Annotated in this window: 17 protein-coding genes; 11 read left to right on the top strand and 6 right to left on the bottom strand. The window is 56.4% G+C overall.

Annotated elements, in window-relative coordinates; all coding sequences use genetic code 11:
- Positions 1 to 39 precede the first annotated feature (39 nt).
- From flhA to hypA, 6 genes are all read right to left on the bottom strand, one after another.
- Positions 40 to 2,118: a formate hydrogenlyase transcriptional activator FlhA gene (gene flhA / locus ACLD11_RS07095; protein ID WP_411014718.1), complete on the bottom strand. Its 2,079-nt coding sequence runs from the start codon at positions 2,116 to 2,118 to the stop codon at positions 40 to 42.
- A gap of 218 nt (positions 2,119 to 2,336) precedes the next feature.
- Positions 2,337 to 3,347 (bottom strand): hydrogenase expression/formation protein HypE, encoded by a 1,011-nt coding sequence (hypE, locus tag ACLD11_RS07090; protein ID WP_001059962.1) that lies wholly within the window; start codon positions 3,345 to 3,347, stop codon positions 2,337 to 2,339.
- Positions 3,344 to 4,465 carry a hydrogenase formation protein HypD gene (gene hypD, locus ACLD11_RS07085; RefSeq protein WP_001212962.1) on the bottom strand — a complete coding sequence of 374 codons (1,122 nt, stop codon included), beginning with the start codon at positions 4,463 to 4,465 and terminating at the stop codon, positions 3,344 to 3,346. The genes hypE and hypD overlap by 4 nt, the downstream gene beginning before the upstream one ends.
- Positions 4,465 to 4,737: a hydrogenase 3 maturation protein HypC gene (hypC, locus tag ACLD11_RS07080; protein WP_000334871.1), complete on the bottom strand. Its 273-nt coding sequence runs from the start codon at positions 4,735 to 4,737 to the stop codon at positions 4,465 to 4,467. Before hypC ends, hypD begins: the two co-directional genes overlap by 1 nt.
- Positions 4,728 to 5,600 (bottom strand): hydrogenase nickel incorporation protein HypB, encoded by an 873-nt coding sequence (hypB, locus tag ACLD11_RS07075; RefSeq protein WP_000337631.1) that lies wholly within the window; start codon positions 5,598 to 5,600, stop codon positions 4,728 to 4,730. Before hypB ends, hypC begins: the two co-directional genes overlap by 10 nt.
- A gap of 68 nt (positions 5,601 to 5,668) precedes the next feature.
- Complete coding sequence (hypA, locus tag ACLD11_RS07070) at positions 5,669 to 6,025, bottom strand: hydrogenase maturation nickel metallochaperone HypA (protein ID WP_000544461.1); 357 nt, start codon at positions 6,023 to 6,025, stop codon at positions 5,669 to 5,671.
- Between the two features lie 209 nt (positions 6,026 to 6,234).
- Here hypA and hycA point away from each other — a divergent pair, with 209 nt between their 5' ends.
- The 11 genes from hycA (at position 6,235) to hydN (ending at position 15,700) form a co-directional block, all read left to right on the top strand.
- Entirely contained in the window at positions 6,235 to 6,696 is a 462-nt protein-coding gene (gene hycA, locus ACLD11_RS07065; RefSeq protein WP_000158075.1) for a formate hydrogenlyase regulator HycA, read from the top strand.
- A 145-nt stretch (positions 6,697 to 6,841) separates the two neighbouring features.
- Complete coding sequence (gene hycB, locus ACLD11_RS07060; protein WP_001079163.1) at positions 6,842 to 7,450, top strand: formate hydrogenlyase subunit HycB; 609 nt, start codon at positions 6,842 to 6,844, stop codon at positions 7,448 to 7,450.
- Positions 7,450 to 9,276, top strand: coding sequence for a formate hydrogenlyase subunit 3 (gene hycC / locus ACLD11_RS07055; RefSeq protein WP_411014717.1), 1,827 nt, complete (start codon positions 7,450 to 7,452; stop codon positions 9,274 to 9,276). Before hycB ends, hycC begins: the two co-directional genes overlap by 1 nt.
- A gap of 2 nt (positions 9,277 to 9,278) precedes the next feature.
- Complete coding sequence (locus ACLD11_RS07050) at positions 9,279 to 10,202, top strand: respiratory chain complex I subunit 1 family protein (RefSeq protein ID WP_411014716.1); 924 nt, start codon at positions 9,279 to 9,281, stop codon at positions 10,200 to 10,202.
- A gap of 17 nt (positions 10,203 to 10,219) precedes the next feature.
- Positions 10,220 to 11,929 carry a formate hydrogenlyase subunit HycE gene (hycE, locus tag ACLD11_RS07045; protein WP_001288155.1) on the top strand — a complete coding sequence of 570 codons (1,710 nt, stop codon included), beginning with the start codon at positions 10,220 to 10,222 and terminating at the stop codon, positions 11,927 to 11,929.
- A 9-nt stretch (positions 11,930 to 11,938) separates the two neighbouring features.
- On the top strand, positions 11,939 to 12,481 hold the full coding sequence (gene hycF, locus ACLD11_RS07040) for a formate hydrogenlyase subunit HycF (protein WP_000493767.1): 543 nt from the start codon (positions 11,939 to 11,941) through the stop codon (positions 12,479 to 12,481).
- The gene (gene hycG, locus ACLD11_RS07035; RefSeq protein ID WP_000067419.1) at positions 12,481 to 13,248 is read left to right on the top strand and encodes a formate hydrogenlyase subunit HycG; all 768 of its coding nucleotides are present in this window, start codon (positions 12,481 to 12,483) and stop codon (positions 13,246 to 13,248) included. Before hycF ends, hycG begins: the two co-directional genes overlap by 1 nt.
- Complete coding sequence (locus ACLD11_RS07030) at positions 13,245 to 13,655, top strand: formate hydrogenlyase maturation HycH family protein (protein ID WP_000003725.1); 411 nt, start codon at positions 13,245 to 13,247, stop codon at positions 13,653 to 13,655. Before hycG ends, ACLD11_RS07030 begins: the two co-directional genes overlap by 4 nt.
- Positions 13,648 to 14,118: a hydrogenase maturation peptidase HycI gene (gene hycI / locus ACLD11_RS07025; RefSeq protein ID WP_411014715.1), complete on the top strand. Its 471-nt coding sequence runs from the start codon at positions 13,648 to 13,650 to the stop codon at positions 14,116 to 14,118. The genes ACLD11_RS07030 and hycI overlap by 8 nt, the downstream gene beginning before the upstream one ends.
- Positions 14,119 to 14,144: 26 nt before the next feature.
- On the top strand, positions 14,145 to 14,954 hold the full coding sequence (locus ACLD11_RS07020; protein ID WP_411014714.1) for a hypothetical protein: 810 nt from the start codon (positions 14,145 to 14,147) through the stop codon (positions 14,952 to 14,954).
- A gap of 200 nt (positions 14,955 to 15,154) precedes the next feature.
- On the top strand, positions 15,155 to 15,700 hold the full coding sequence (gene hydN / locus ACLD11_RS07015) for an electron transport protein HydN (RefSeq protein WP_411014713.1): 546 nt from the start codon (positions 15,155 to 15,157) through the stop codon (positions 15,698 to 15,700).
- The last annotated feature ends 19 nt before the right edge of the window (positions 15,701 to 15,719 follow it).

Raw genomic sequence — 15,719 nt, 5'->3', positions numbered from 1 at the left:
CGCGCATCATCTCCAGGCCGGATCAGATCCGGCAACCCGTTACGCTAACGCGCCTTTATCAATACCCAATCGCTTCATACGCGACAGCAGGGTGGTTCGTTTAAGCCCCAGACGCTGCGCCGCGCCTTTTGGTCCAGCCACTACGCCATTGGTCTCTTTCAGCACGCGTATAATAAGCTGATATTCATCTTCGCCTTCTTTGGCGCTTTCCGTCGCAACAGGCGAGGTATCGGGCGTTACGGCGGTAATATCCGGCAGCGACAGTTGTAGCACATTGCCGCGTGTCAGCAGCACGGCGCGTTCGACGACATTCTCCAGCTCGCGAACGTTCCCCGGCCATTCCATGCTGCTGAGCGTGCGCAGCGTTTCAGCGGGAATGCTGTCGATATTACGCCCCATTCGGCGGGCGATTTTGAAGGTGAACGCTTTGACCAGTAGTGGAATATCTTCCGGACGTTCGCGTAACGGAGGAAGCTGGATCGGAAAAACATTCAGCCGATAGTAGAGATCGTTACGGAATTCGCGATCGGCGACCATTTTTTTCAGATCGCGGTTAGTCGCGGCGATCAGCCGCACGTCGGTCTGGATCAGTTTATTGCTGCCGAGACGTTCAAACTCTTGCTCCTGAAGGACGCGCAGCAGCTTAGGCTGTAGCTCCAGCGGCATGTCGCCCACTTCATCCAGAAACAGCGAGCTTTTATCCGCCAGCTCGAAACGGCCAATCCGCTGCGCGCTGGCGCCGGTAAACGCGCCGCGCTCATGACCAAACAAATCGCTTTCCAGCAGCCCCGCCGGCATCGCGGCGCAGTTCATCTTTACCATCCTGCGCCCGCTACGTCCGCTCAGGTTGTGAATGGCGCGGGCAATCAACTCTTTACCGGTTCCCGTTTCGCCCAGAATCAGTACGGTACTGTCGCTCTGCGCCACCATCTCAACCTGCTTTAGCACGTTGTACATCGCTTCGCTGCGCCCGATGATCTCGCCAAACTCGCTGTCGACGTTATTAAGCTGCTCCGTGAGCGCCAGATTTTCGTCGACCAGGCGTTCCTTCAGGCGGTGGATTTCCTGATAGGCCAGCGCATTATCCACGGCAATGGCTACCCGTTCGGCAATCTGACGCAGCAGCTTGAGGTTGGCGGTGGTAAACACTTTTTCTTCGCACTGGGCCAGTTTGAGCACGCCAAGCATCGTCTTGCCGGACATCAACGGCAGCAGGCAAAGCGTCTGGATCTGATTGCCCCAGGTATCGAACAGCATGCGTTCGTAGGGGGCAAGCGGATCGCGTTCGTTGAGGTTGATAAGCAGCATCTCTTTACTTTTAAAGACGCGCTCCGTGAGCGTGCCGGCTTCGTCGACTTCACTCTGTTCGTGCGCCGGATGATGCTCATCAAGGTAGTGGGTGGAGTAGATATTCAGCTTATTTTTGCGATGGCTGCGCAACACGATGCTGATTGCGTCGATATTGAAATAGTGGTGGATCTCTTTTGCGACTTCGCTTACCAGCTCATCAATATCCAGACGCGACAGGACGGCGTTGGTAATCGCAACCAGAATACGGAAGTTATCGCGTTCGCGGCACAACAGATCATAATCGACATTATTGTTTACCCGGTTTTGAATTTGCTCGGCGACCACGCCGACAATTTGGGTAAACGTATGCAGGCGGTCATATTCCTTTTCACTCCAGGGGCGATCTTCCTGACGGATGAATTCGCAGCCGCCGAAAATACGGCCCTCCGCGGCTAAAGGAAGCAGACAATAATGACCAAATTCAGGGTAGAGGCCGCTCGCGGCAAGCTGCGGCCAGGTTTCGGTAAACTCATGGAAATTACAGTGCAATGCATCGGGGCGAGAAAGGATGCGACGTACCGGGCCGTGCGCCAGTACGGTTTCATCTTCATATTCAACAGGACGGCCATTTTCTCGCGTCGCATAATATTGTGCGCGTTGCGACAGCGCCTGCCATAGCACAATGCCGGCGCTGTCGGCGAGCGCTGAACGCTTTACCAGTTGCGAAAGCGCTTCACTGAGCGACGCCAAATCGGGCTGCTGCAATAAGGTACGAGTGATATCGAACAAGCCTTGCTGTCCAAGATCGCTCATGGGTGTATACGACATGTTGCTTTTCCAGGAAAATACCGCAAAACGGTGCGAAAACGGTAAATGAATTATAGGTATAAGTCGTAAGTTATTGCCGGATGGCTGACCGCAAACTCGCTGGTCACACACTCCGTAGGCCTGATAAGCAAAGCGCCATCAGGCGTTAATGCAGCGTTAATGCCGGATGTCGACGCAAATGCGTCTTATCCGGCCTACAGTATGCTGCCAACAGGCTGCTAGCATATACGAGGTAATGGTTCGGCGTGTGGCAAATCAAGGGTTCGCTTCACGCCATAGAGTCCGGCTAAGCGAACGCCTTTGCGTTCCACGACTTCGCCAATCAGCGCTGCATCACGTCCCAGCGGATGCGCGCGTAATGCCGCCAACGCCCGATCTGCGGCCTGCCGTTCAACGGCAATCACCAGTTTTCCTTCGTTGGCAAAGTTCAGGGCATCCAGCCCCAACAGCTCGCAGACGCCGCGCACGGCAGGTTTGAGCGGCAGTGCGGATTCGGACAATTCAATACCGTAACCGCAGGACGCCGCAAACTCATGGGCGACCGCATTCACGCCGCCGCGCGTGGCGTCACGCAATGCCTTCACTCCGTCAATATGACGCAGCGTCTGAATAAGCGGCGTTAATACTGCGCAGTCGCTCGCCAGCTCGCCATCCAGTCCCAGTTGCTCACGCAGGTTGAGGATAGTGGCGCCGTGATCGCCAAGCGTACCGCTGACTAACAGCACATCGCCAACGCTCAGCGTTTGCGCGCCCCAGCGAATATCGGCGGGAATCGCCCCCATGCCGGCAGTGTTGATAAATAATTTATCCGCCGCGCCGCGCTGCACAACTTTGGTGTCGCCGGTTACAATGGCGATACCCGCTTCCCGCGCGGTCGCCGCCATGCTATTGACCACGCTTTTTAACGTCTCCATCGGCAGCCCTTCTTCAAGGATAAAGCCGCAGGAGAGATAGCGGGGGATCGCGCCGCTCACCGCAACGTCGTTCGCCGTACCGCAAATCGCCAGTTTGCCGATATTGCCGCCGGGGAAAAAGAGCGGATCGATCACATAGCTATCGGTAGAAAACGCCAGACGGTCGCCCTCCGCCGTCAGCTGCGCCAGCTCCAGACGCGCCTGATCTTCTTGTTCCGCCAGCCACGGGTTGGCAAAGGCCTCCATAAACAGGCTATTAATCAACTGTTGCATAGCCTGGCCGCCGCTGCCGTGGGCGAGTTGTATATTGTTCAAACTTCACACTCCTGCTGACGATACTGATACCAGGCGGCGCATGCGCCTTCGGAAGAGACCATCAGCGCGCCGAACGCGGTCTCTGGATTACATGTTTTACCAAATAGCGGGCACTGATGCGGCTTGCATCTGCCGGTCAGCACTTCGCCGCAGCGGGCGCGCGGATCGTCATAGACCTGCTGCGGCGCTGGGCGGAAATGCGCTTCGGCGTCAAAGCGCTGATACTCTGGCGTCAGGTGGACGCCGGAGGATTCAATCACGCCCAGACCGCGCCACTCGCTATCGCCATTAACGCAGAACACATCGGCGATGGCCTGCTGCGCCAGCATGTTTCCGGCATCCGGCACCACGCGACGGTATTGGTTTTCAACCTGGCTTAGGGCCGCTATTTTCTGCTCAACCAGCATGACCACGCCTTGCAGTAGATCAAGCGGTTCGAATCCAGCTACCACCAGCGGGCGATTAAAATCGGCGGCGATAAACTGGTACGCCTCGGTGCCGATGACCATGCTGACGTGGCCTGGCGCAAGAAAGGCGTCAATGCCGTTGTCCGGCTGCTCCAGTAGGCTACGCAGCGTCGGGATCAGCGTAATGTGTTGGCAGAAAAAGTAGAAGTTTCGCACGTCACGCTGTTTTGCCTGCTGTAGCGTGATGGCGGTGGTCGGCATGGTGGTTTCAAAGCCCAGCCCGAAAAATACCACTTTGCGGGTCGGGTTATCCTGCGCCAGCTTCAGCGCGTCCATCGGAGAGTAAACAATACGGACATCCGCGCCGCGCGCTTTAGCCTGCAACAGAGAACCCTGTTTCCCCGGCACGCGCATGGCATCGCCAAAGGTGCAGAAAATCACCTCCGGATGGCTGGCGATTTCCACGCAACTGTCGATGCGTCCCATCGGCAGCACGCAGACCGGACAACCGGGACCGTGAATAAACTCCACGTTTTCGGGCAGTAACTGATCGAGACCAAATTTAAAAATTGCGTGGGTATGACCCCCGCAGACTTCCATAATGCGCAACGGACGTTCGGCAGTGTAAGGAAGAAGGGCGGCGCGTTCACGCAGGTGTTCAATGAGCTGCATCACCTGTTCCGGCGCACGGTACTCGTCAACAAAACGCATTATCTCTCCTCACCATACAGCAGTGCGCCGACGTCCGGCTCAACATCAAACATATTTTGTAGCGCGTCGAGCGTGTCGCGCGCTTCCGCTTCGTTAATGACGCTCATGGCGAATCCGACATGAACCAGCACCCACTGACCCAGACGCGGCTGACCGTTTTCATCACAACTGCCGACTAATGTGAGATCGACGTCGCGCTGAATGCCGCAGACGTCAACTTTTGCCTGATTGCCGTCAATGGCGCGGATTTGACCCGGCACGCCTATGCACATCGCTGCGCCTCCAGCCAGGCCAGCCACTGATCCATGCCTTCGCCGCTGGTGGCGGAAATCAGGATAATTTCAATCTCCGGGTTCACTTCACGCGCGCTGGCGATGCACTTCTCAACGTCAAAATTGAGGTAGGGCAGCAGATCGACTTTATTGAGCAGCATGAGCGACGCAGCGGCAAACATATGGGGATATTTCAGCGGTTTATCTTCACCTTCGGTTACGGAAAGCACTGCGACTTTATGCTTTTCGCCCAGATCGAAGCTGGCCGGGCAGACAAGATTACCGACGTTTTCGATAAACAGAATACCATGGTCATCCAGCGGCAGGCGCGGCGCGGCGTCGGCGATCATTTGCGCGTCAAGATGGCAGCCTTTACCGGTGTTGACCTGAATGGCGGGCGTGCCGGTAGCTCGGATGCGGGCGGCGTCGTTCACTGTCTGCTGGTCGCCTTCAATCACCGCGCACGGTACACGGTCTTTCAATTTCATCAGCGTTTCGGTCAGCAGGGTGGTTTTACCGGACCCGGGGCTGGACACCAGGTTGAGCACCAGTTGCTGGCGGGCGGCGAAACGGGCGCGGTTGCGCTCAGCCAGACGATTATTTTTGTCCAGCACGTCGATTTCAACCTCCAGCATCCGCCGCTGACTCATACCAGGCGCGTGGGTTCCGGCTTCGCCGTGGCCGTAATGCAGATCGCCTTCTGCGGTCTGACTTGGGGCAAAGTCAGGCTTTTTAATGCCGGTAATATTCAGCGCCGGGCGAGCCGCTGGGGCAAAGGGCGCGCTACGAAACGCTGAGTGCGGATTATGTTCATCGCCTTCTATATAAAGGTTGCCTTCAGCGCAACCGCAAGTCGTACACATCGCTTACTCCTGATCTTTTTCTTGTTACAGGCTTTCTGCCGGATGGCGACGCGAGCGTCTATCCGGCATTAATCTTCAGTTTCATCAATCTCTATGCGCCGAATTTGTAAGCCGTCATCGGCCACAATTCGCAGCGTATCGCTATGACATTGCGGACAACGACGTACACGGTGGGTTAACAACGTGACATATTGTTGACAATGCTCACACCAGCATTCGGCTTCCTGTTCTTCGAGGTGCAGTTTACAACCTTCTGCTATCGTGCCGCGGCATACCAGATCAAAACAAAAGGAAAGAGCGCTGGTTTCCACGCAAGAAAATGCGCCAATTTTGATCCAGACGGCTGTCACACGTTTTGCACCGTATGCTGAAGCCTGTTGTTCAATCAATTCCAGTGCCCGTTGGCAGAGGGTGATTTCGTGCATATCGCCTCCCGTAGTGGTTGCCCCTGTAAAGCAATATTTATGCCAATATTTTTATCCCCTGGCAGGTTAATGTCGACGATGACGAAATGACATGTCGTCACCGCGTCGAAACGGCAGTAACTGCGCTCGTCTGCCATTAAAAACAATAAGTTAAAAATTGGCATGGAAAATGCTTAACGCAGGCATCTCTGTTAAACGGGTAACCTGACATGACTATTTGGGAAATAAGCGAAAAGGCCGATTACATCGCGCAACGGCATCGTCGCCTACAGGACCAGTGGCATATTTACTGCAACTCGCTGGTTCAGGGGATCACCCTCTCGAAAGCGCGCCTGCATCACGCAATGAGCTGCGCGCCGGAAAGGGATCTTTGCTTTGTCCTGTTTGAGCACTTTCGTATTTACGTCGCGTTGGCGGATGGTTTTAACAGCCACACCATTGAGTACTACGTTGAAACCAAAGATGGCGAAGATAAACAATTGATTGCACAGGCGCAGCTCGATATCGACGGCAAGGTTGATGAACGGGTTAACAACCGCGATCGCGAGCAGGTGCTGGAGCACTATCTGGAAAAAATCGCCAGCGTTTACGACAGCCTCTATACCGCTGTAGAAACCAACTCGCCGGTTAATTTGCGTCAATTGGTAAAGGGAAACAGCCCGGCGGTATAAGCCTGAGGTGTTGCCCGCTTTGATTCTCGATATGGCGTTGCGCCATGTCATGAATGTTTTGGGGATGGGCGTGTCGATAAGTGTCGAAAATGACATTTCAACGGCATGTTTTCGTCAAAAATGACAATCACCTGAGGAATGCCTGGTGAATCGTTTTGTAATTGCTGACTCCACTCTCTGTATCGGCTGCCACACCTGTGAGGCCGCCTGTTCAGAGACGCATCGCCAGCATGGCCTGCAGTCAATGCCGCGCCTGAAAGTGATGCTGAATGAAAAAGAATCTGCGCCGCAGCTTTGTCACCACTGTGAAGATGCGCCATGCGCCACGGTATGCCCGGTTAACGCGATTAATCGCGTTGACGGCGCTGTCCAGCTTAATGAAAGCCTGTGCGTGAGCTGCAAACTGTGCGGTATTGCCTGTCCGTTTGGCGCTATTGAGTTTTCCGGCAGCCGCCCGCTGCATATTCCGGCGAACGCCAATACGCCGAAAGCGCCGCCCGCGCCGCCAGCGCCTGCGCGCGTCAGTACGTTGCTCGACTGGGTGCCGGGCGTACGCGCTATCGCGGTGAAATGCGACCTGTGCAGCTTTGACGAGCAAGGCCCGGCCTGTGTGCGGATGTGCCCGACTAAAGCGCTACACCTGGTGGATAACACGGACATCGCCCGCGCCAGCAAACGTAAACGTGAGCTGACGTTTAATACCGATTTTGGCGATCTCACCTTGTTTCAGCAGGCTCAGAGTGGGGATGCATAATGAGTTCACTTTCACTGATTACTAGCGGCGTCGCGTGGTTTGCCGCCGCCGCCGTTCTGGCGTTTCTGTTTTCGTTTCATAAAGCGCTGAGCGGCTGGATTGCCGGTATCGGCGGCGCGGTCGGCAGCCTGTGTACGGCTGGCGCGGGGTTCACCGCACTGACCAGCGCCGTTACGGTGAGCGGCGTGATGCCGTTTACCGGTCACATGCTGCAAATTACGCCGCTGAATGCTATCTGGCTGATTACGCTGGGGCTGTGCGGTCTGTTCGTCAGCCTGTTCAATATCGACTGGCATCGCCATCCACAGGTAAAAGCCAACGGACTGTTGGTCAACCTGCTAATGGCGGCAGCCGTCTGCGCCGTGGTCGCCAGTAATCTGGGGACGATGGTGGTGATGGCGGAAATCATGGCGCTCTGCGCCGTGTTCCTCACCGGCGGTAGCAAAGAGGGCAAACTGTGGTTTGCGCTGGGCCGTCTCGGTACGCTGCTGCTGGCAATCGCCTGCTGGCTGGTGTGGCAGCGCTACGGCACGCTGGATCTGGGGCTGCTGGATCAACGCGCTCAGCAACTGCCGCTGGGCTCCGATATCTGGCTGCTCGGCGTTATCGGTTTTGGTCTGCTGGCCGGGATTATCCCGCTACACGGTTGGGTGCCGCAGGCGCACGCCAACGCCAGCGCTCCCGCCGCCGCGCTGTTCTCGACCGTGGTGATGAAAATCGGGCTGCTGGGCATTCTCACGCTATCTCTGCTTGGCGGCAATGCGCCGCTGTGGTGGGGCGTGGCGCTGTTGGTGCTTGGGATGATCACCGCCTTTGTCGGTGGTTTGTACGCGCTGATGGAGCATAACATTCAGCGCCTGCTGGCCTATCACACGCTGGAAAATATCGGCATCATTTTGCTCGGTCTGGGCGCAGGCGTTACCGGGATTGCTCTCAATCAGCCGGTACTGATCGCGCTGGGTCTGACCGGCGGGCTCTATCACCTGCTGAACCATAGCCTGTTCAAAAGCGTGCTGTTTCTGGGCGCGGGCAGCATCTGGTTCCGTACCGGTCATCGCGATATCGAAAAACTGGGCGGTATTGGTAAACGGATGCCGGTTATTTCTATCGCCATGCTGGTCGGTCTGATGGCGATGGCGGCGTTGCCGCCGCTGAACGGCTTTGCCGGCGAGTGGGTGATTTACCAGTCCTTCTTCAAACTGGGCAACAGCGGCGCGTTTGTTGGTCGTCTGTTAGGACCGCTGCTGGCGGTTGGCCTGGCGATTACCGGCGCGCTGGCGGTGATGTGTATGGCGAAAGTGTATGGCGTGACGTTCCTTGGCGCGCCGCGCACGAAGGAAGCTGAAAATGCCAGCTGCGCGCCGATCCTGATGGGCGTCAGCGTGGTGGCATTGGCGATTTGCTGTGTACTGGGCGGGGTTGCCGCGCCGTGGCTGCTGCCGATGATTTCCACTGCGGTACCGTTGCCGCTGGAAACCGCGCACACCACCGTATCGCAGCCGATGATCACGCTGCTGTTGGTCGCCTGTCCGCTACTGCCGTTCATCATTATGGTGATGTTCAAAGGCAACCGTCTGCCGTCGCGTTCTCGCGGCGCGGCCTGGGTGTGTGGCTACGACCATGAGCAGTCGATGGTGATTACCGCGCACGGTTTCGCCATGCCGGTGAAAGAGGCCTTTGCCCCGGTACTTAAACTGCGTAAATGGCTTAACCCGGTATCGCTGGTGCCGGGCTGGCAGAACGCGGCGGCCGCGGTGCTGTTCCGTCGTCTGGCGCTGATTGAGCTGGCGGTGCTGGTGGTGATTGTGGTTTCACGAGGAGCCTGAAAATGAGTGTGTTTTATCCGTTAATTCAGGCGCTGGTGCTATTTGCCGTTGCGCCATTGCTGTCCGGTATTACTCGCGTGGCGCGCGCCCGTCTACACAATCGCCGAGGGCCGGGCGTGTTGCAGGAGTACCGCGACATTATCAAACTGCTCGGTCGTCAGAGTATTGCGCCCGCGGATTCCGGCTGGGTTTTTCGCCTGACGCCGTTTGTGATGGTCGGCGTGATGCTGACTATCGCCACCGCGCTGCCGGTCGTCACCGTTGGATCTCCGTTGCCGCAACTGGGTGATTTAATCACCCTGATTTACCTGTTCGCCATCGCGCGCTTCTTCTTCTCTATTGCAGGCCTGGATACCGGCAGCCCGTTCACCGCGATCGGCGCCAGCCGTGAAGCGATGCTCGGCGTGCTGGTGGAGCCGATTCTGCTGCTGGGTCTGTGGGTTGCTGCGCAGGTGGCGGGTTCAACTCATATCAGCAATATCGCCGATACCATTTATCACTGGCCTGTCGCGCGCAGTATTCCGCTGATTCTGGCGCTGTGCGCCTGCGCCTTCGCCACCTTTATCGAAATGGGCAAGCTACCGTTCGACCTGGCGGAAGCGGAGCAGGAGTTGCAGGAAGGGCCGTTGACCGAATACAGCGGTAGCGGCTTTGCGGTGCTGAAATGGGGCATCAGCCTTAAGCAACTGGTGGTGCTGCAAATGTTCGTCGGCGTGTTTCTGCCGTGGGGACAGATGGAAACCTTCAGCGTAGGCGGACTGTTGCTGGCGCTGGTGATTGCCGTCGTCAAGCTGATTGTCGGCGTACTGGTGATCGCCCTGTTTGAAAACAGCATGGCGCGACTGCGTTTTTGCGCCACTTCACGCGTGACCTGGGCCGGTTTTGGGTTTGCGTTTTTAGCCTTCGTCTCCTTGCTGGCGGCGTGATTTAAGAGAGTTTGAGCATGTCTGAAGAAAAATTAGGTCAACAATACCTTGCGGCGCTGCACCAGGCCTTTCCGGGCGTCGTGCTGGACGAAGCCTGGCAGACCAAAGATCAGCTGACTATTACGGTAAAAGTGAACTATCTGCCGGAAGTGGTGGAGTTTCTTTACTACCAGCAGGGTGGGTGGTTGTCGGTGCTGTTCGGTAATGACGAACGCCAGTTGTGCGGCCACTATGCCGTTTATTACGTGCTGTCGATGGAGCAGGGCACCAAGTGCTGGATCACCGTCCGCGTTGAAGTGGATGCCAATAAGCTGGAATTCCCATCCGTTACGCCGCGCGTGCCGGCTGCCGTGTGGGGTGAGCGCGAAGTACGCGACATGTACGGTTTAATCCCGGTCGGTCTGCCGGACGAGCGCCGTCTGGTGCTGCCGGACGACTGGCCGGATGAACTCTATCCGCTGCGTAAAGACAGTATGGATTATCGTCAGCGCCCGGCGCCGACCACCGATGCGGAAACCTACGAGTTCATCAACGAACTGGGCGACAAGAAAAATAATGTGGTGCCGATTGGCCCGCTGCACGTGACCTCCGATGAGCCGGGACACTTCCGTCTGTTTGTTGACGGCGAGAACATCATCGACGCCGACTACCGTCTGTTCTATGTCCACCGCGGTATGGAAAAACTGGCGGAAACCCGCATGGGTTATAACGAAGTCACCTTCCTGTCGGATCGCGTGTGTGGTATCTGCGGCTTCGCCCACAGCACCGCCTACACCACTTCCGTGGAAAACGCGATGGGCATTCAGGTGCCGGAACGTGCGCAAATGATTCGCGCTATTCTGCTGGAAGTGGAACGTCTGCACTCGCATCTGCTCAACCTCGGCCTGGCCTGCCACTTTACCGGCTTTGACTCCGGCTTTATGCAGTTCTTCCGCGTGCGTGAAACCTCCATGAAAATGGCAGAGATACTGACCGGGGCGCGTAAAACCTACGGCCTGAACCTGATCGGCGGGATTCGCCGCGATCTGCTCAAAGAGGACATGATCCAGACCCGTCAACTGGCGCAGCAGATGCGTCGTGACGTGCAGGAGCTGGTGGACATGCTGCTGAGCACGCCGAATATGGAACAGCGTACCGTGGGTATCGGTCGTCTGGACCCGGAAATTGCCCGCGACTTCAGTAATGTCGGCCCGATGGTGCGCGCCAGTGGCCACGCCCGCGACACCCGCGCCGACCACCCGTTTGTCGGTTACGGTCTGCTGCCGATGGAAGTACATAGCGAGCAGGGTTGCGACGTCATTTCTCGTCTGAAAGTCCGTATCAACGAAGTCTACACCTCGCTGAATATGATCGATTTCGGTCTGGATAATCTACCGGGTGGCCCGCTGATGGTGGAAGGCTTTACCTATATTCCGCACCGTTTTGCGCTCGGCTTCGCTGAAGCGCCGCGTGGTGACGATATCCACTGGAGCATGACCGGCGACAACCAGAAGCTGTACCGCTGGCGCTGCCGTGCGGCGACCTACGCCAACTGGCCGACGCTGCGCTATATGCTGCGCGGCAACACCGTCTCCGACGCGCCGCTGATTATCGGCAGCCTCGACCCGTGCTACTCCTGTACCGACCGGATGACCGTGGTCGATGTGCGTAAGAAGAAGAGCAAAGTCGTGCCGTACAAAGAACTTGAGCGCTACAGCATTGAGCGTAAAAACTCGCCGCTGAAATAAGGAATCGCCATGTTTACCTTTATCAAAAAAGTTATCAAAACCGGCACGGCGACCTCGTCTTATCCGCTGGAGCCGATTGCGGTTGATAAAAACTTCCGCGGCAAGCCGGAACATAATCCGCAGCAGTGCATCGGCTGCGCCGCCTGCGTTAATGCCTGCCCGTCGAACGCGCTGACGGTGGAAACCGATCTTGCGACCAATGAGCTGGCGTGGCAGTTCAATCTTGGCCGCTGTATCTTCTGCGGTCGCTGCGAAGAGGTGTGCCCGACGGCGGCGATTAAACTGTCGCAAGAGTACGAACTGGCGGTGTGGAAGAAAGAAGATTTCCTGCAACAGTCCCGCTTTGCGCTGTGCAACTGCCGCGTGTGCAATCGTCCTTTCGCGGTACAGAAAGAAATCGACTACGCCATTGCGCTGCTTGCGCACAACGGCGACAGCCGCGCGGAAAACCACCGCGAAAGCTTTGAGACCTGCCCGGACTGTAAGCGTCAGAAATGCCTGGTGCCGTCCGACCGTATTGAACTGACTCGCCATATGAAAGAGGTCAGCTAATGAGCAATTTATTAGGCCCGCGTGACGCCAACGGCATTCCGGTACCGATGACGGTGGATGAATCCATCGCCAGCATGAAAGCGTCTCTACTGAAAAATATTAAGCGTTCGGCATACGTTTACCGCGTGGACTGCGGCGGCTGTAACGGCTGTGAAATCGAAATCTTTGCAACGCTTTCGCCGCTGTTTGATGCCGAGCGTTTCGGTATCAAAGTGGTACCGTCGCCGCGTCATGCCGATATTCTGCTGTTTACCGGCGCAGTGACCCGCGCCATGCGCTCTCCGGCGCTGCGCGCCTGGCAGTCGGCGCCGGACCCGAAAATTTGTATCTCTTACGGCGCCTGCGGCAACAGCGGCGGCATCTTCCACGATCTCTACTGCGTGTGGGGCGGTACCGACAAAATCGTCCCGGTGGATGTGTACATTCCAGGCTGCCCGCCAACGCCTGCCGCCACGCTGTATGGCTTTGCGATGGCGCTTGGCCTGCTGGAGCAGAAAATCCACGCCCGCGCGCCGGGTGAGTTGGACGATCAGCCCGCAGAGATCCTGCATCCGGATATGGTGCAGCCGCTGCGCGTGAAGGTGGATCGCGCGGCGCGCCGGCTGGCGGGTTATCGCTATGGTCGTCAGATCGCCGATGATTACCTGACACAGTTGGGGCAGGGCGAGCAGCAAGTAGCGCGCTGGCTGGAAGCGGAAAACGATCCGCGTTTAACCGAAATTGTCACCCATCTTAATCATGTTGTTGAAGAGGCGCGTATCCGATGAGCGAACAGGTGGTGTTCAGTCAACTGAGCCGTAAGTTTATTGATGAGAACGATGCGACGCCTGCCGAGGCGCAGCAGGTTGTCTATTACAGCCTGGCGATTGGTCACCACCTGGGGGTCATCGATTGTCTGGAGGCCGCGCTCACCTGCCCATGGGATGAGTATCTGGCGTGGATCGCCACCCTGGAAGCCGGTAGCGATGCCCGGCGTAAAATGGAAGGCGTGCCGAAGTATGGCGAGATCGTCATCGATTTCAACCATGTGCAGATGCTGGCGCGCGCGTTTGATGAGGCGCGCGCCGCGCAGACCCCGCAGCAGCAAGAATGGAGCAAACTGATGCTCAGTATGCTGCATGACATTCATCAGGAAAGCGCCATCTACCTGATGGTGAGGAGGCTTCGTGACTGACGTTTTACTCTGTGTCGGCAACAGCATGATGGGCGACGACGGCGCAGGCCCGTTACTGGCGGAAATGTGCGCGGCGCAGCCGAAGGGTAATTGGGTGGTGATTGATGGCGGCAGCGCGCCGGAAAACGACATTGTGGCGATTCGCGAAGTGCGCCCGCAGCGTCTGTTGATTGTCGACGCCACCGACATGGGACTTAATCCGGGCGAGATCCGCATTATCGATCCGGATGATATCGCCGAAATGTTTATGATGACCACCCACAATATGCCGCTGAACTACCTTATCGATCAGCTCAAAGAGGATGTCGGCGAGGTGATTTTTCTTGGTATCCAGCCGGATATCGTCGGGTTTTATTATCCGATGACTCAACCGATTAAGGACGCGGTAAACATCGTCTATCAGCGCCTGGAAAGCTGGCAGGGAAATGGCGGATTTGCCGCGCTGGAAGCGCCGGAGGCGTAAAATGCGCACATATTTAGGGAGAATTTGTGTTACCCGGCAAAGGTTGTAAGAAGGACGTGAAGATTATCGTATGGTGCGGATTGCTATTTTTCTGCATCGCCGCGCGCGCACTGGCCACCGATTTTGTCGGTTACCTGCCGATGAGCGACGGTGAATATGCGCAAAAGCGTGCGCTGAAGCCGCTGTTGACCCTGCCTTATTCTGTATCGCCCGACCAGACCTGGCATTTTCGCCAGGTCGGAGTCAGTGGCGTGACGCTACTGCCGGAGCCGAAAAAAGATAACGAATGGCGGATTAGCGGAAAAGACAGCGCCGGTAATTCGTGGGTTGTCCCGGTGGGAATGCTGATTAATGTGGCGGGTAATGCGCAATTTTATCGCGCTGACCTCGATCGTAATGGCATTCAGGATCTGGTTATCTGGTTGGGCAATCCTGGGTTAGGCCTGGCGCCGAGCGCGCAATACATCATTTTCACCTTTCTCAATAATGGCCGCCCCTGCGTCTTTGAACCGTGGGGGTTTTATACCGCCAGCGATACTGGCGTCGATGATTTGCTTGATTTACAGGGCAATGGGCGTACGCAACTGTTGGATATGCAGTTTGACTCAGGCTACTGGATAACCAATTTATATCAGGTGAAGGACGCCCGCTGGCAGTGCGTACACGGCTGGTTTGGCCGGTTGAGTTATCCGGCGCTGACCCGTTTTAATCACTATCCTGGCCGTAAATTAATTATCAAACCTATTGCCGGAAGGCATCCGCAAACGGACGATCTTTCCCTTACGCAGCGCTGTTTAATACGCGGTAACGTATTGCCAGGTGTTAATCAGGATTGATGCCAGTTGCGGTGCAGAGTTGGCTGGCTATCACTGCAAATCTTGACCACCACTGGCGACATTACGTGTCATCGACACTTGTGACGATGACACGTAAATGCTCACGAAAATAGAAATAATATTCTTAAATAACAATGAAATAAAAATTGGCACGATTCGTGTATATATCGGCACATCATCTGTTATTGCTGGAGAATTTGATGAACCGTTTCATCATTGCAGACGCGAGTAAGTGCATTGGTTGCCGTACCTGTGAAGTGGCTTGCGTCGTATCCCATCAGGAAAATCAGGATTGCGCATCGCTGACCCCTGAAACCTTTTTACCTCGTATCCATGTCATCAAAGGCGTGAACGTTTCCACGGCAACGCTGTGTCGTCAGTGTGAAGATGCGCCGTGTGCCAACGTTTGCCCGAATGGCGCCATCAGCCGTGACAAAGGCTTTGTTCATGTGATGCAGGAACGCTGCATTGGCTGTAAAACTTGCGTAGTGGCATGTCCTTACGGCGCCATGGAAGTGGTGGTACGTCCGGTGGTTCGCAATAGCGGCGCGGGGCTGAACGTGCGTGCCGAAAAAGCCGAAGCCAACAAGTGCGATCTGTGTCACCACCGTGAAGCCGGTCCGGCCTGTATGGCCGCTTGCCCAACGCACGCCCTCATCTGCGTGGACCGCAATAAGCTCGAACAGCTAAGCGCGGAAAAACGCCGTCGTGCGGCGCTGGATTCAACGGCATCGCTGTTTTTCTGATTTCTGCGATTGCGCGTAG

This window comes from Salmonella sp. 741265116_PST, from assembly GCF_046567715.1.
Taxonomy (GTDB): domain Bacteria; phylum Pseudomonadota; class Gammaproteobacteria; order Enterobacterales; family Enterobacteriaceae; genus Salmonella; species Salmonella enterica.
The sequence above is the reverse complement of the archived record's forward strand: the minus strand, read 5'-3'. Positions and strand labels throughout refer to the sequence as shown.

Coding starts and splice junctions, on each gene's coding strand:
- flhA (WP_411014718.1), bottom strand. CDS start 2,118: ATGTCGTATACACCCATGAGCGATCTTGGACAGCAAGGCTTGTTCGAT.
- hypD (WP_001212962.1), bottom strand. CDS start 4,465: ATGCGTTTTGTTGACGAGTACCGTGCGCCGGAACAGGTGATGCAGCTC.
- hypC (WP_000334871.1), bottom strand. CDS start 4,737: ATGTGCATAGGCGTGCCGGGTCAAATCCGCGCCATTGACGGCAATCAG.
- hypB (WP_000337631.1), bottom strand. CDS start 5,600: ATGTGTACGACTTGCGGTTGCGCTGAAGGCAACCTTTATATAGAAGGC.
- hypA (WP_000544461.1), bottom strand. CDS start 6,025: ATGCACGAAATCACCCTCTGCCAACGGGCACTGGAATTGATTGAACAA.
- hycA (WP_000158075.1), top strand. CDS start 6,235: ATGACTATTTGGGAAATAAGCGAAAAGGCCGATTACATCGCGCAACGG.
- hycC (WP_411014717.1), top strand. CDS start 7,450: ATGAGTTCACTTTCACTGATTACTAGCGGCGTCGCGTGGTTTGCCGCC.
- ACLD11_RS07050 (WP_411014716.1), top strand. CDS start 9,279: ATGAGTGTGTTTTATCCGTTAATTCAGGCGCTGGTGCTATTTGCCGTT.
- hycE (WP_001288155.1), top strand. CDS start 10,220: ATGTCTGAAGAAAAATTAGGTCAACAATACCTTGCGGCGCTGCACCAG.
- hycF (WP_000493767.1), top strand. CDS start 11,939: ATGTTTACCTTTATCAAAAAAGTTATCAAAACCGGCACGGCGACCTCG.
- hycG (WP_000067419.1), top strand. CDS start 12,481: ATGAGCAATTTATTAGGCCCGCGTGACGCCAACGGCATTCCGGTACCG.
- ACLD11_RS07030 (WP_000003725.1), top strand. CDS start 13,245: ATGAGCGAACAGGTGGTGTTCAGTCAACTGAGCCGTAAGTTTATTGAT.
- hydN (WP_411014713.1), top strand. CDS start 15,155: ATGAACCGTTTCATCATTGCAGACGCGAGTAAGTGCATTGGTTGCCGT.